At 72.8% G+C, this 14,835-nt stretch carries 7 protein-coding genes and 2 pseudogenes; 5 read left to right on the top strand and 4 right to left on the bottom strand.

All coding sequences use genetic code 11. The features are described 5' to 3' along the window. The first annotated feature begins 698 nt into the window (after positions 1-698). Both QC029_RS04745 and QC029_RS04740 read left to right on the top strand, forming a co-directional pair. Positions 699-3,734 carry a family 16 glycoside hydrolase gene (locus QC029_RS04745; protein ID WP_279554092.1) on the top strand — a complete coding sequence of 1,012 codons (3,036 nt, stop codon included), beginning with the start codon at positions 699-701 and terminating at the stop codon, positions 3,732-3,734. Between the two features lie 261 nt (positions 3,735-3,995). After that, entirely contained in the window at positions 3,996-5,939 is a 1,944-nt protein-coding gene (locus QC029_RS04740; protein WP_279554091.1) for a hypothetical protein, read from the top strand. Between the two features lie 813 nt (positions 5,940-6,752). Here QC029_RS04740 and QC029_RS04735 read toward each other — a convergent pair. Next, positions 6,753-7,133, bottom strand: a complete 381-nt coding sequence (locus QC029_RS04735) for a VOC family protein (protein WP_279554090.1) — start codon at positions 7,131-7,133, stop codon at positions 6,753-6,755. Between the two features lie 802 nt (positions 7,134-7,935). Between QC029_RS04735 and QC029_RS04730 the strand changes: the two are divergent. Next, a pseudogene (locus tag QC029_RS04730) lies at positions 7,936-8,022 on the top strand (IS5/IS1182 family transposase); the annotation flags it as partial. Positions 8,023-8,539: 517 nt separating this feature from the next. On the opposite strand, the gene QC029_RS04725 reads toward QC029_RS04730, so the two are convergent. After that, positions 8,540-9,115: a hypothetical protein gene (locus tag QC029_RS04725; RefSeq protein WP_279554089.1), complete on the bottom strand. Its 576-nt coding sequence runs from the start codon at positions 9,113-9,115 to the stop codon at positions 8,540-8,542. 596 nt (positions 9,116-9,711) lie between these two features. On the opposite strand from QC029_RS04725, the pseudogene QC029_RS31065 reads away from it, so the two are divergent. Next, positions 9,712-10,287 (top strand): annotated as a pseudogene (locus QC029_RS31065) (DUF4394 domain-containing protein); the annotation flags it as partial. 424 nt (positions 10,288-10,711) lie between these two features. Beyond that, on the top strand, positions 10,712-11,665 hold the full coding sequence (locus tag QC029_RS04715) for a GNAT family N-acetyltransferase (RefSeq protein ID WP_279554088.1): 954 nt from the start codon (positions 10,712-10,714) through the stop codon (positions 11,663-11,665). 182 nt (positions 11,666-11,847) lie between these two features. Here QC029_RS04715 and QC029_RS04710 read toward each other — a convergent pair whose 3' ends face one another. Together QC029_RS04710 and QC029_RS04705 are read right to left on the bottom strand one after the other, a co-directional pair. Further along, positions 11,848-12,354 carry a GNAT family N-acetyltransferase gene (locus tag QC029_RS04710; RefSeq protein ID WP_279554087.1) on the bottom strand — a complete coding sequence of 169 codons (507 nt, stop codon included), beginning with the start codon at positions 12,352-12,354 and terminating at the stop codon, positions 11,848-11,850. A gap of 286 nt (positions 12,355-12,640) precedes the next feature. Next, complete coding sequence (locus tag QC029_RS04705) at positions 12,641-14,245, bottom strand: S8 family peptidase (protein WP_279554086.1); 1,605 nt, start codon at positions 14,243-14,245, stop codon at positions 12,641-12,643. Positions 14,246-14,835: the final 590 nt, after the last annotated feature.

The raw sequence follows: 14,835 nt of genomic DNA, 5'->3' as shown, positions 1-14,835 counted from the left end.
CGCGCGGCTCCGTCATCTCCGGGGCGCGCGACGGTCGCACGGCGCCGGGGGCCGGCCTGCGCCGCCGGCCGGCGGACCGCGTCGGCCGTGAAGGCATCCACCCGGGCCGGTGCCGGGTTCCGGTCGGCTGCGCCTCACGGGGCGGTGCCGGGGTTCCGGGGACCGGAGTCCGGTCCGCCCGCGACCGACCCGGCGGGCGGGTCGGTCGGCGTCGCGCCGCAGCTCTTCGCACTCGGCGCTGGTGAGTTGGCCCGGCGCCCCTGGGCGCGGTCGGTCGCGTCTTGCCCGGTTCGGTTCCGCGGCCCTTCGGCGCCGACCCCGGCCTCCCGGGCCACCGCGGTCACGGTCCTCCCGGACGAGCGCACGAGCGCGACCGCGCCCCGCTCGAACTCCTCCGAGTGCCGCTGCCGCGGTTGCTCCCGCCTCCCGCCCGGCCCCTCCTCCTCCGGAACCCCATGCCCCGGTCGCCGCCGGGGACGGCCCAGTTCCGAGACACCGGCTCTTTCAACTTCCTGAGGACAAAGTATGGACGGCGGGAGCAGAAGTCCCTACCGTCTTGGTCGCAACCACTCCCCCAGGTACAGCGCGACCCGCAATCGCCGGACCGCGGATGCCCGCCTTCGCCGTTCGTCCGAGGCCGAGGGCCGGCCCGCCCCCGACCGGGCCCGCAGTCCGCGCTCCAAGCGCGAGGAGGAAGAGTGAGTCAACGGCCGCACCACCGGCTCCGCAGACGTGCCGCGGGGCTGGCACTCGCCGCAGTTGTCGTCGGAAGCTGGACCCCCGCCGCCGCCCAGCCGGCCACCCGGACCGCCGCGGACATCCCGCCGCAGGAACCCGGAGTGACGCTGCGCGTCTTCGACGTGCAGGTGCCCCTGAAGGAGATCTGCGAGCTGAAGGGCGGCCAGACGCCCAACATCGACAAGCTGATGCCCACCGTCGACTGGACGACGGACGCGGACTTCGGCATGGCCGGCAACTTCGTCTCCCACGCCGTCGGGAACCTCCGGATCCCGCAGGACGGCACGTACGCCTTCCGTCTGATCAGCGACGACGGCTCACGCCTGCACATCGGCGACCGGGAGGTCATCGACCACGACGGCCTGCACGGCGCCGAGCCCAAGGACGGCACCGCCGACCTGACCGCCGGCCTGCACCCGCTGCGCATCGAGCACTTCGAGGCGGGCGGCGGCCAGCAGCTCACCCTCCAGTGGAAGCCGCCCGGCGCCGCGGACTTCACCCTCGTGCCCAACTCGGCGCTGAGCACCGACGCCGGAGTCGTGCGCGTCACCGCGCCCGGCCGCAAGGAGTGCGTCGGCGGCCGGGACAGCCCGGGCGACGGCCTGCCGCTGGCCGACGTCCACCCGAACTACACCCTCACCGACCTGCGTCCCGCCGGTTTCGAGCCCAAGGTCTCCGCCATGGACTGGCTGCCGGACGGCAGACTGGCCGTGTCCACCTGGGGAGAGAGCGAGACCACCGACGGGGAGGTCTACCTCCTGGACAACGTCACCGGGGACACCGGCCCGGAGAAGGTCACGGTCAAGAAGGTCGCCTCGGGGCTCAAGGAGCCCATGGGCATCAAGTACGTCGACGGCAGGCTGTACGTCTCGGAGAAGCACCAGCTGACCGAGCTGAACGACCACGACGGCGACGAAGTCGCCGACGAGAAGAAGAGGATCGCCTCCTGGCCCTACGGCGGCAACTTCCACGAGTTCGCCTTCGGCCTGCTCTACGACAAGGGCAGCTTCTACCTGAACCTGTCGGTCTCCATCAACTACGGCGGCGCCACGACCGATCCGCAACCGGCCGAGGGCGGCCGCGGCACGACCATCAAGGTCGACAAGGCGACCGGCGAGGTCTCCTACGTCGCCGGCGGCCTGCGCACTCCCAACGGCATCGGCTGGGGCCCGGACAAGGGCGTCTTCGTCACCGACAACCAGGGCGGCTGGCTGCCCTCCTCGAAGCTGGTGCACATCAAGCAGGACCGCTTCTTCAACCACTACACGCGGTACCGGGACGGCACGGGCGAGAACGCCCCCTTCCGGCCCGGCCCCTTCGACGACCGCCCGGTGACCAAGCCGGTCCTGTGGCTGCCGCAGAACGAGATCGCCAACTCGCCCAGCACACCGCTCATGCTGAAGAAGGGGCCCTTCGCCGGGCAGATGGTCTTCGGCGACGTCACCTACGGCGGACTGCAGCGCGCGAGCCTGGAGAAGGTCGACGGTGAGTACCAGGGCGCCGTCTTCCGCCACACCCAGGGCCTGGAGGCGGGCGTCAACCGCATCAGCGTCGGTCCCGACGGCGCGATCTACGTCGGCGGCCTCGGCGCCGACGGCAACTGGGGCCAGGAAGGCAAGCTCCGTTTCGGCCTTCAGAAGCTGACCCCGAACGGCACCAACGCCTTCGACATCCACTCGATGCGCGCCACGGGCAACGGCTTCGTCCTCACGTACACCCGGCCCCTCTCCCCGGAGACCGTCGACAAGCTCGCCCGGAGCTACCAGGTCCGCCAGTGGCGCTACTCGCCCACGCCCGAGTACGGCGGCCCGAAGATCGACGAGGAGCCGCTGACGGTGTCCCGCGCCGTCGTCTCGGACGACCGCAAGCGGGTCCGGCTGGAGATCCCCGGGCTCGAGACCGACCGCGTGGTGCACATCCGCTCCCCGCGTCCCTTCACCGCGGACAACGGCGAGACCCTGTGGAGCACCGAGGCCTGGTACACCCTCAACGCGATCCCCGGCAAGGAGGTGCCCGTCACCGCCTACGAGGCGGAGGAGGCCGGGCTCAGCGGCGGCGCCGGCATCAACAAGGACCACCAGGGCTACTCCGGCGGCGGCTTCGTGGACCGCTACGGCACCCCCGGCGCCACCACCACCTTCCGCGTCGACATCGCCAGGAAGGGCACGTACGACGTGGGACTGCGCTACGCCAACGGCCCGCACCCCTTCCACGGCAGCAAGAAGATCAGCCTCTACGTCAACGGGAACAAGGTCCGACGGACGGTGCTGCCGCCGACCGCCGGCTGGGACACCTGGGCGACGCGGAGCGAGAGGCTGACGTTGCGCAAGGGCGTCAACACCATCGCCTACCGGTACGACGACGGCGACGACGGCCACGTCAACCTCGACATGATTCACGTCAACCGCCCCGGAGAACGCGTCAACCTGTTCGACGGCGGCAGCCTGTCGCAGTGGCAGCACACCGACGGCCGCGCGGTCGAATGGCCCCGGACCGAGGGGGACTCGATCGAGGTGTGCTGCGGGGACATCCGCACCAAGCAGAACTTCGGCGACCACCGGCTGCACGTCGAGTTCCGGGTCCCCGAACTCCCCGACGACGTCACCGGCCAGGACCGCGGCAACAGCGGCGTCTACCTCCAGAACCGCTACGAGATCCAGATCCTCGACTCCTACGGAGTGCCCACCCTCGCCGACAACGAGGCCGGCGCCATCTACGACCGGAAGGCGGCCGACACCAACGCGTCGTCGCCGCCCGGGACCTGGCAGTCGTACGACATCGTCTTCCGGGCCGCGCGCTACGACGGCGCCGGGGAGATGACCGAGAAGGCCCGGGTCACGGTGGTGTGGAACGGCACGACGGTCCACGACGACGTGGCCGTCGACGGACCGACCGGCGGCGGCATCGCCGAAGGCCCGGCCACCGGACCGATCAGGCTCCAGGACCACGGCAACAAGGTCCGCTACCGCAACGTGTGGGTGGAACCGCTGAGTTGATCGACCGCGCCCCGCGACCGGCCGCGCATGGGACGGCCACGCCCGTCGGGCCGTCCCATGCGCGGAGCGTGCCCGGTGCACCCCCGACTGCGGCGGGGCCCGCTCGCCGGGGGTGCCGACCGCACGCGGCAGGGACCGCGACCGGCGGAAGGCGCTCGGACAGGCGGTGGTGCGGGACGGGCAGGCCGGTGCCGCGGTGGCCGTGGTGGCCGCCGTCGGCCCGGCCGTCCCGCACCGGCGTGGGGCGTCGATAATGCGCGGGTGAGCACACCCTTCATCTCCCTGCCGCCCGAGTGGACACCGCCCGGTGCCCGTCCCTGGCGGTCGGCGGACACCGGGCGCTGGCTGGCCGCCGCCCCGGCGCGCTGGGCGCATCCGCTGTGGTCCTTCCTCGGGCTGCTGGCCGCCGCCGTGTGGTGCACGGCGGCGGCGCCCCTCCCGCCGTGCACCGCGACCGAGCCCTGCGGTGCCGACTGGTGGGGCCTGGCCTTCACGGCCGTCGTCCTGCTGACCCTGTACTGGGTCTGGCGGCAGCCGCGGTTGGCCCTCACCGGGCTGGGCGTGATCCTCGCGGGCACCGCGGTGGAGGAGGGGGGCTTCGCCGGTCTGCTGGATCCGTCGGGACTGGCCCTGTCGGCCGCCGCCGGCTGGACGGCGGCGGCGCTGCTCCACCGGCTGGCCGCCGCCGGGCGGCAGCGGCTGCACGCCGAGCGGGCCGCGGGTCCCGCCGGTCACCCGCTGCCGGCCGCGGCCCTCGCCTTCCGGCGCGGCCGGTTCTCCTTCATGCTCGCCGCGCCGCTGCTGGCGGCGGCCGGACTCGGTCTGTGGCAGACGCTGGAGGAGATCGACGCGTACGAGAAGTGGGCCGCCGGGGCCGAGCGGCTCACCGCCGCGGTCACCGAGGCGGGCGGGAACGACGAGGACGCCCACGTCCTGACGGCCGCCGCCGGGAACCGCACCTACCGGGTGGAGACGGACTATCCCGAGGACTACCCGCCCGGCACCACCGTGGAGCTCCTGACCGACGGCGACCGGCTGCTCCTGGTCTCGGAGCCGTACGACGTCTTCGGCTGGGAGTCGCTGATGCTGGCGGCCGGCGTGCCGGGGGTGGCGTTCGCGGTCAACGGCGCGGTGGGGCGCGGGCGTTCGCTCCGGCTGCGCCGGGGGCGGGTGCCGGTGCTGCGGGTACTCGTCCGCGAGGGGCACGAGGACGGGCGGACCTGGGTGTACGCGGCCGACGACCCCGCCGCCGCCACGCCCGTCCTGCACTTCCACTCCCTTCACTCCTTCGAGGACGAGGACTGGGAGGAGAACGGGGACGAGTACGGGGAGGACGGCCGGGACGGCGACAGTGCGGGACCCACCGCGGAGGACCTGGCGGAGGTGAAGGAGGAACTCGCCCGGGAGCTGAGGGAGATCGCCGACGCGTGCCGGGGCACCGGCCCCCCGCCGCCGCTGCGCGAGGCGCTGCTGTTCGGCGCCCCGTATCCGGGCGCCGAGGTCGTCGTCCTCACCGCGGAGGGCGGCGAACCGGTCGTGGAGTGCAGCGTCACCCCCGTGAAGCCGGCCGTCGCCGGCCTCCGCGGTGTCCGGGGCGCCGGGGCCCGGCCCCGTGGACGCGCCGACGCCGACCGCCCGGTCGAGGAGGTCGCCGCCGCCATGGAACCGGCGGACGGTCCGCGGACCTGGTCGGCGGACCTCGGCTCCCGGGCCCTCGGGGTGTTCCTGCTGTTGCTGGAGGGCGGCCTCACCTGGGCCGTCCTCGACGACGGCCTCTCCTGGTCCTCCTGGCAGACGCTGGTGCTGGTGCTGGGGCTGCCCTGGCTGATCGGCTCGGTCTCCACCGCGTTCGGCTGGCGCGTCACGGCGGACCACGGGGGTCTGTGGGTGACCGGGGCCTGGCGGGTCCGCCGCGTCCCGTGGGAACGGCTCGGCGGCGTCGAGCACACCGCGGACCGGCTCCGCTTCCGGCTGACCGGGAACGAGGGACTGGACCTCTCACCCGTGGGCCTGGGGCTGGCCGGGCGCGGGACCGGGCGCCGCCCCTCGGCCGCCCGGGCGGCCGAGGAGATACGCGCCCTGCTGCACCGCCCGAAGCTGCGCCCGGCCGGGGACGCTGCACCGGCCGAGCAGGGCATGCCCATCGGCCCGGTCGTCGTCGCCCTGTCCGTGCTGTGGGCGGCTGCCGTACTGCTCCTGCTGTGAGCGCGGCCCGGGTGCCACCGCCGGTGGAGAAGGCACCGGGCCGCGGCCGACACGGCGGGGCGCCGGGCGGGAGCAGTCGGCCAGCGGGCAGCGCGCACGCCCGGCGGTCCCGGGCGTCCGGCCGAGCCCGAGCACTCCGGCGCCGGGGCACGAGGACGGTGGCGGGCCGGAGGCCGAGGGGTGCGTCGATTCTCCACGTCTGGAACCCCTCGCGCCGTCCGGCGCCTTCGCCCCGAAGCGGAGTTCGACCGGAACCTCCCGGCAAGAGACGCCAGAAGGGGCTTGAGGACCAGGAGGGAGACCTCGGCGGCACGCTGCCCGGGCTTCCCCCGGTGCGCGGGCGGAAGGGGGCGCCGGCCCACTGCCGACTGCCGATGCCGATTCCCGGGGCCGCGAAGGTCTCGGTGGCCGGGGCGGGGGCGACAACCCCCTTCTCCCCCGTGGGCCGCCCAGGACGGTCCGGAACCGGGGCGAGCCGCGGCGGCCGGCGGCCACGACCGGGGACAGCACCTTCCGGCCCTGCTCACGGGCCAGGTGATCCTGGTGGTCGGCCCGCCGCGGGAGCGTTCCGGCGCGTGGTCGTCCGGCTCTGCCGAGGGGCCACCGGGCGGCTCTTGCCGCGCCCCTGCTCACCGGCCACGCCAAGCCGTCTCGTCACCGCCGGGGTGACCACGAGGTCTCCGGTGTTCGGGTCGTCCCTGGTCGATGAGCCCCCACCGGAGACCTCACTCGCTCCACGATCGGGACACGCCCGCCACACCGGACCTCGCGGCAGCCCCTGGGCGCCTGGCGCCCTGGCGTGGCCGAGGAGCGTCAGAGCGGGGCGAGGCGGGCCTTGAGCAGGCAGAACTCATTGCCTTCGGGGTCGGCCAGGACATGCCACTGCTCCTCCCCCGTCTGACCGATGTCGGCCGGGCGCGCACCGAGCTTCAGAAGGCGTTCGAGCTCGGCGTCCTGATCGCGGTCGGTGACGTTGACGTCGATGTGCAGCCGGGACTTCCCCTTCTCCGGCTCGTCCCTGCGGCTGAGGATGATCGTCGGCTGCGGACCACCGAACCCTTCGCGCGGCCCGATCTCCAACGAGCCGTCGTCCTCGCGATCGAGCACGACGAAGTCCAGGACCTCGCACCAGAACCGCGCCAGCGCCTCGGGATCGCGGCAACCGAGCACGAGTTCACTGATACGACATGCCATAAAGAAACCTGCCCTCCACCTGGGAACCGCCGGGGAGGCCACACGCGAACCCCATGGGCCCCGGCAGCGAGAACAACCCCGCGACCGTACCGGACGAGGCGAGCGTGGGCGAGATGATTTCGGGGCCGGCCCCGTCCGGGTAGCCGGGCAGGACCGTCGGCCACGCGGCGGGGAGGCCGGCTTCGGGACACGGCCCGGCGTTCCGCCCGTGACCTCCGCGGACCATGGCGCTGACGACAGGATCAGCGTGACCATCCGCTGCCGGGACAACGCGTCCGTCGGCGCGACGTTCCACGACCGGCTCACCTGGTGCTCTCAGCGAGCGTCGCCCGTTCGCGGCCCTGGCTCCATCCGGCCGTCTCCCACGGGGTTTTCGCGTGGGGTGTGCGGGGTGTGCGGGGTGTGCCGGCGGTGTTCCGGGGCCGTGGTCTGCTGCTCGGTCTGGTTTCGGGGGATGCGCTCGGGGCCACCGGGGATATGCCGCCCGTACGGAGGCCGCTGCGCGCCGGGGTCAGTACCCGGCTGGCCCGCTTCACCGTCGAGGACCTCACCCGCGCCTGCGTCCGCGGCTCCCGCGAGGGCGTCTGCCACTCGCCGTCGGTGGTGTGGCACGCGTACTGCCGGTGGGCGGCCGGACAGGGCATCGAACCCGAGCGGTTCCGCCACCGGTGGGCGGTCGGCGGAGCCGATCAGGCCCGGCCGGACGGCCAGCTCACCGACGTGCCCGTACCGGCCGAGCGGTGTGGCTCGGCTCCGGCGACCGTGACGGCGCTGACGTCATCGGACGCCCCGGAGGTCTGTACGGGCACACGGCTCCTGGAAGCACAGGCGGCACGGGATGAACGTCCGGGTCCTTACGGACCTGTTCGGGCGACTGCTGTGGACCAGCCGAGATCGAACCGGCAGGTCAACTCTCTGCGATCCCTGGGCCGGGGTGGCAGCCGCGACCAGAGGGGATGGAGTACACCCGGGTGTCCCAAGCTGGTGAACGTTTCTCATCGATCCTGCGACTCGGGAAAGGACGAGTGCACAGCCCCGGGCGCATTCCTGCACCAGCGTCCTCATAAAAGGCCCCGGCCGCTCTCTGTCCATAAAGAGCGGCCGGAACACTCGGCCCATCTGGCTCCGGCGAGCGAATCATGCCACGGTCGTCCTGCTTGGCTTTTCGGCATTCGGGTCACCGGAGCTGTTCAAGGCTCCGGCCGGGGCACGCCACCGAAAGGCGGTTGGTTTCCTCACCGGCTCTTCCCCGAGCCTCCCGGCCTTCTCACCAAGCACATCGCGACGGAAGACGGCCGCTGCCGACTTCCACGCACTCCCGGCTGGACACATCAGCTGCACGATCCACAATACGTCCGGCCTTGCTCAGTCCATCGGCTGCTCAAACGGAGCCGCCCGAGCGAAGGTCAGTTGAACATGCTGTCGAACCAGACGGTGATGTCCTTCTGACCGTAGCCACTCAGGCTGTAGATGCTGCCGCCGTGACCGTAGCCGTCGTGACCGTAGCCACCGTTACCGTGACCGCCGTTGCCGTAGCCACCGTTACCGTGACCGTCGTTGCCGCGGCCGTCGTTACCGTGACCGTCGCTGCCGTAGCCACCGTTGCCGTGACCGCCGTTGCCGCGGCCGTCGTTACCGTGACCGCCGTTGCCGTGACCGCCGTTGCCGCCGGTGGAAGCGTCGGACTTGACGGTCTTGGTACGAGCCCCGTGCTTGTCGGCACTGGTGGTGGCCTTGCGGTAGCTGGAGGAGTCACCACCATTGCCGTGACCGCCGTTGCCGTAGCCACCGTTGCCGTGACCGCCGTTGCCGCCGGTGGAAGCGTCGGACTTGACGGTCTTGGTACGAGCCCCGTGCTTGTCGGCGCTGGTGGTGCTCTTGTGGTAGCTGGAGGAGTCGGCCACGGAGACGCCGGCCAGAGCGGCCAGCATCAGCGGGGCGGCCATGGCACCGGCGACAGCCCGACGAGTGAGCTTGCGCATGTCATGAATCCTTGTCCATAGATGTGGGTTGGATCCTGGACGGATCCGTCGGGCACAGATTTTTACCGCTTCGTCCCGCAGAGGACAGGACTGCCACCGTTGGGTGATTAGCCTGTCCGGCATGAGAGCGCAGCTCACAGCATCAATTCGGGTATGTCTGTTTCGCTTGTTCGGACGCGTCCGTCCGGACCAAGAACATGCCATCCGGGAGGCCTGGGCCACCTTCTTGCCTCGATGTCGCCGGGTTGAAGGAATCAGAGGTTTCGGTGATGACCCCGGTGATGGGCTCCAAGAGGAATTGAAGTACCGCCGGATGTTTGCAGGGAGCCGGGCATCCGATGAAGGCGTGAACTGCTCCTCGGCTGGCCACCGACAGCGGCCACATCGCTCACCGCGGGTACGTCCTGGCCGACGAGGCGGTACCAACAAGCGCCTCGTGCGTTCCCGCACCGTCCGGCCAGCGGCTCGGGCACATCCGGATCCAGCCCCGGGGACGGCCCGAAACCGAGTTGCGAGGTGGTCAACGCGGGACCGGCGAGGACTTGGGGTCGGTGATCCGGGCGCAGTCGGCCGGAGGCGCGCACTTGCCGCGGTCGATGGAGGAGCCCCGGGTGGGCGTGGGACCGGGGCAGCGGTTGTCGTGCCGGTGTCGGCACCACGGACCCCGGACGGCCTCACCGGGCGTGCGCACCGTTCTCGGGGATGGTTGTCTCGTGGGAGCAGCGCCCGACCTGCGGACGGTTCGACTCCGCGAAGACCTCGTGCGCAAGGCGGTTCCGGCGGCGGTACTGACCGCCGCCCTGCCCACCTCCGCTCCCGCACTGGCCACCGACTCAGCCCAGCGGCCTGGCGGCAGCCTGACAGTGACCGGTCTGACCAGCGATCAGCGGCTGGTGCAGTTCCGTACCCACCGGCCCGGCAGTCCCACCTCCACGATGACCATCAGGGGCCTCACGGGCGATACCGCACTGGTGGGCATCGACTACCGGGTCCGGAACGGCCGGCTCTACGGTGTCGGCAACGCCGGCGGCGTCCACACCGTCAACACCACGAACACGAAGGCGAAGGCGACGAAGGTACCCCAGCTGAGCCTCGCCCTGCGGGGCACCTTCTTCGGCGTGGACTTCGACCCGGCCGCCGACCAGCTGCGGATCATCGGCGACACCGGGCAGAACCTGCGCCACGACGTCAACGTCGCCACGGGTGGGACCGTGGCGGACGGAGCCCTCTGTCACACCTTCACCGCCCGCCTGCACCGGCCCGTTCCGTCCGCGACGCCGAACCGACCGTGCCGATCAGGAAGGCCCACACGGACAACCACGGTGTCCACGGGGTGCGCAAGGTCCGGGGCCGAGTACGGCGGCACCAACGGCCTCTTGCTGAGCCTGTTCCGCGGTGTGGCCCGAGGTCTACGGCACCCGGCACCTCGACGCCGTCCGGTCGGTGATGGCTGCCCTGGTCTTCGCCTCGGATCCGGGCCCCGAGCCCGGCGGCCGGGAGCCGACGCCGGCGGGTTCCGCGCGGTTCGCGCCGGGCGGTCGGCGGCCCCGGAAAACGGGTCGACGGCTCTGCGCGGTCCTGGCACAGTGGCGCACCATGGCGAACTCCGAGCTTGTGACCGCCGCGGACGTGCAGCTCATGCAGGGTCTGGCGCAGCGTGTCACCGCCGTCCGCCCGGACCTGGTGAACAGCGACGCGTCGTTCGGCGAGCTGGCGTGGAACTGGGGCAGGGGGCACGCCTGCGACGGCGCGAGCTGGCGGCGCCGGCTGTGGTTCTCCGGCGGGGAGCCGGTGGCGTGGGGCTGGGCCCGTCTTCCGCGCCGGGTGAGGCGGAACGACGGGTCGGTGAAGGACGTCACCGGCGCCTACCTGGCCTATCAGGTCCATCCCGACCACGCCGGGCTGGTCGACGAGGTGATCGACTGGTACGACGGCACGGCGGCGGGCCTCGAGCGCACGGTGATGCCGAGCGCCGCCGACGAGTTCGCCCTGCGGCGGTGGGCGGCGCACGGCTACGGGACCGACCCGGCCTCGCTCGGCGACGCCGGGTCCTGGACCCAGCTCAACGAGCGGGACCTCACCGACGTGGAGCGGCCGGTGCTGCCGGACGGATTCCGGTTCCGCACCGCCGACGAGGCCGGGCCGGAGGCCGCGGTCCAGGCCCATCTGGACGCCTGGAGTCCCTCGGCGTACACGGCCGAGGGCTACCGGGGCGTCCGGCAGGCGAACGGGTACCGCGGCGACCTGCACGTCCTGGTGGAGGCGCCGGACGGCACGATGGCGTCCTCGACGATCATGTGGCTCGACGAAGCGAACAGGACCGCTCAGTTCGAGCCGGTCGGGACGCACCGGGACTACCGGCGCCAGGGGCTGGCACGGGCGATGCTCCTGCACGGGATGCGTCTGGCGCGGGCGGCCGGGGCCGCTCACATGACGGTCGCCTGCCTGGGAGCGCCGGGGCATCCCCAGGCGCGCGGGCTGTACCACAGCGTCGGGTTCCGGGAGTTCACGCGGGACGCACCGCTCGTCAGGACCGGGACCGCGGGCTGAGGACCGGGCCGTCGGTCCCGCCGAGGCGCACTCGTCCTGCCACCCGCCCAGTCCGACGGCCGCGCGGGCCCGGAGGCGGGGCCGGCTTCGTTCACGTACGTGGGGGGCGTCCGCCCGTGCCGTCCGGCGGCGCCGGTGTCCGACGCCTCCGGTGGTGTTCCCGCGCGGACGGCGCCGTGGTGTCACAGTGCCCGGCGCATGCAGGCCCGCGGCCACCGGTCCAGGCCGTGTGCCGCCTCGCGCTCGCGGATCCTCCGCAGACCGGGGGTGAGGCTGCTGTCGTCCATGAGCCGGAAGCCGCAGCGCGCGTAGTAGGGGGCGTTCCACGGGACCCGGGTGAACGTGGTGAGGGTCAGGGCGGGCGCGCCCTCGCTCCTGGCACGGGCCGCCGCATGGTCCAGCAGCGACCGGCCGAGACCGCGGCGCGCGCTGTCCGGATGGACGGAGACCTGCTCGACGTGGAGGTTTCCGTCGACGCGGTCGGCGATCAGGTAGGCGACCGGGGCGTCGGCGCCGTCGGTCACGACCCAGGCCAGCCCGGCGCGTTGGTAGCGGGCGAGCTCACCGAGCGCAGGCGGCTCGTCCTCGGCGATCTCCGGCATGCCGATGTCGCGGAAGCACTGCCCGGCGGCCTTCTCGATGTCCTGGAGGACAGGCAGTTCGTCCAGGCGCACGGCTCGGATACCCATGGACGTATTCTCCCCGGCGGGCCGGATGGCGCCACCGGTCGGCGGTCCCGCGACGGCGGTCCACCGGCGGCACCGGCGGTGACCGCGCAGCGCGGGCCCGCACCGGCAGGTCCGCACGGTGCTCGTGCCGGATGCCGGGGCCGCCCTCTGCGGGGGCGGTCCGCCCTCACCGGTCGGCCTGGTGACGCGCGGGAGCGCCGACCCGTCCTCGGGAAGCGGGGACGGGCCGGCGCCGCGGGCCGTGCCGGGGCCGCTCCGGGTGCGCGAGCGGGCCGGGCGGTACGGATCAGAACTGGAGCGACCAGGCGTTGATGTAGCCGGTGTCGTTGGTCCAGTTGTCGGTCACGCGCAGCTTCCAGGTGCCGTTGGCGGGCTCGCCGGAGGCGTCGACCGTGTAGGTGGCCTGGACGTGGTCGGCGCTGTCGTAGCTGTTGTAGTTCTTCAGCAGGTAGGCGGAACCGTCGGGGGCGATCAGTTCGACCTTCAGGTCGCCGCGGAAGGTGTGGCGGATGTCGACGGTGACGGACAGGTCGGAGGGGGCGTTGCCGGTGACGCCGGTGACCGGGAGGGGCGACTCGACGGTGGCGTTGTCGCGGATCTGGTAGTCGTCGGTGTTCTCGAACCTCTTGCCGGAGGGCGGCGGGGTGGTGCCGGCGCCCGTGTGGAGCAGCCTGTTCGGGGAGCCGGTGCGGGCGTCGGTGACCTTGTCGGGCGTGGCGTCGGCGACCAGCTTGTCGCGGACCTGGGCCGGGGACCAGGTCGGGTTGGCGGAGAGCAGCAGGGCGGCCGCGCCGGCGACGTGCGGGGCGGCCATGGAGGTGCCGCTCATCGACTGGGAGGCGGTGTCACCGGCGTTGGACGTGGAGGCGATGCTGTCGCCCGGGGCGAAGAGGTCCAGGCAGGAGCCGTAGTTGGAGCCCTGGCCGTTGGTCCAGCCGGTGGCACGGGCGTCCCGGCCGTTGGTGGCGCCGACCGTGATGGCCGCGGGGGTGGAGGACGGGGAGTACGAGCACGCGTCGGCGTTGTTGTTGCCGGCCGCCACGACCCAGGTGACGCCGGAGGATATGGAGGCCGCCACCGCGTCGTTCACCGACTGGGTCCTGCCGCCGCCGATGCTCATGTTGGCCACGGCCGGCTTCACCGCGTTCTTGGTGACCCAGTCGATGCCCGCGAGGACCGGGGCCCAGGTGTTGCCCGAGGTGCCCTGGCAGTTCAGCACCCGGACGCCGATCAGCCTGACGCCCTTGGCGACGCCGTACGATCCGCCGCCGACGGTGCCAGCGACGTGGGTGCCGTGGCCCTGGCAGTCGGAGGCGTTGGAGTCGTTGTCGACGAAGTCGTAGCCGCTGACCGCGCGGTTGCCGAAGTCGCGGTGGCTCATGCGGATGCCGCTGTCCACGATGTACGCGTTCACGTCGGAGGCGGTGGTGGCGTAGGTGTAGCTCCTGTCCAGCGGCAGGTCGCGCTGGTCGACGCGGTCCAGGCCCCAGGAGGGCGGGTTGGTCTGGGTGTCGACCGCGTACGCCACCGCGTCGGCCTCCACACGGGCCACCGTCGGGTCGGCGGCCAGTCTCTTCGCCTCCTCCTCCGTCATCCGCACCGCGAAGCCGCGCAGGGCGGCGGTGTAGACGTGACGCAGGCTGCCCGCGTGCCGCTTGGCCAGTGCCTTCGCGGAAGCGGGCACGTCGGCGCGGGCGACGGAGTCCTTGAAGGTGACGATGTAGGAGCCGTCGACCGCGCCGGGGCGGTCCGCGCCGACGATGCGGCCTTCGCCGCCGCTCGGCGGTACGGGGGCGGCCGTGGCCCCGGTGGCCCCGGCGGCTCCGACGAGCAGGGCGGCGACGGTTCCGGCGGCGAACGCGCGCCGGACGGCGCGAGGATCGAACTCCATGGTTTCTCCCTTGGGATCTGTCCGGACCCGGCACGGGATCCGGAGGGCGGCCCCCATCGCCCCCGGCCGGCTCCGGACACGCCCCGTCGGTGGTGGGAGGCGCGTGTCCGGAGCGCGGCTGCCGGGCCGCCGGGATCCCGGCTCGTGTCGAGGTCATGACATAACCCCGGCCGCGGCAGTCATCTGGGCGCCTTCGGGTCTCGGCGTCCACGGACGGTGGGTGGTGGGGGGTGTGCCGCACGGAGTGGAGCTCCGTGCGGCACGGGTCCGGTCACGCCGGACGGCTGCGTGGGGTACGGCCGTCCCCGGGCACCCGGCCCTGCCGGCCAGGGACCGCGGTGTACGGGGTCGGCGTCGCCGGACCGCCCAGAGCTTCGGTCACCTGGGAGGAGCCCAGCAATCCGTAGCGCTACCCAAAGAGTGGGAGCGGGGGTGCGGACCCCTCGGCCGCGCCCGGCGCCCGGGACCGCACCGGCCGGCCCGCGTCGGCGCCGCCGGCATTCCGTAGGTGGTGGACCCCTATTGCGACCTCGGCCGTCCAGCGGGTAGACCACCTGCCCAACGGGCGCCGTGGTCCGGCCTGGGCGGGG

It is taken from the genome of Streptomyces sp. DH37 (genome assembly GCF_029813835.1).
Lineage (GTDB): Bacteria > Actinomycetota > Actinomycetes > Streptomycetales > Streptomycetaceae > Streptomyces.
The sequence above is the reverse complement of the archived record's forward strand: the minus strand, read 5'-3'. Positions and strand labels throughout refer to the sequence as shown.

Bases quoted from the DNA above. Each gene is read 5' to 3' on its own strand.
- QC029_RS04710 (WP_279554087.1), bottom strand. From the start codon at position 12,354: ATGGGTATCCGAGCCGTGCGCCTGGACGAACTGCCTGTCCTCCAGGAC.
- QC029_RS04705 (WP_279554086.1), bottom strand. From the start codon at position 14,245: ATGGAGTTCGATCCTCGCGCCGTCCGGCGCGCGTTCGCCGCCGGAACC.
- QC029_RS04725 (WP_279554089.1), bottom strand. From the start codon at position 9,115: ATGCGCAAGCTCACTCGTCGGGCTGTCGCCGGTGCCATGGCCGCCCCG.
- QC029_RS04735 (WP_279554090.1), bottom strand. From the start codon at position 7,133: ATGGCATGTCGTATCAGTGAACTCGTGCTCGGTTGCCGCGATCCCGAG.
- QC029_RS04715 (WP_279554088.1), top strand. From the start codon at position 10,712: ATGGCGAACTCCGAGCTTGTGACCGCCGCGGACGTGCAGCTCATGCAG.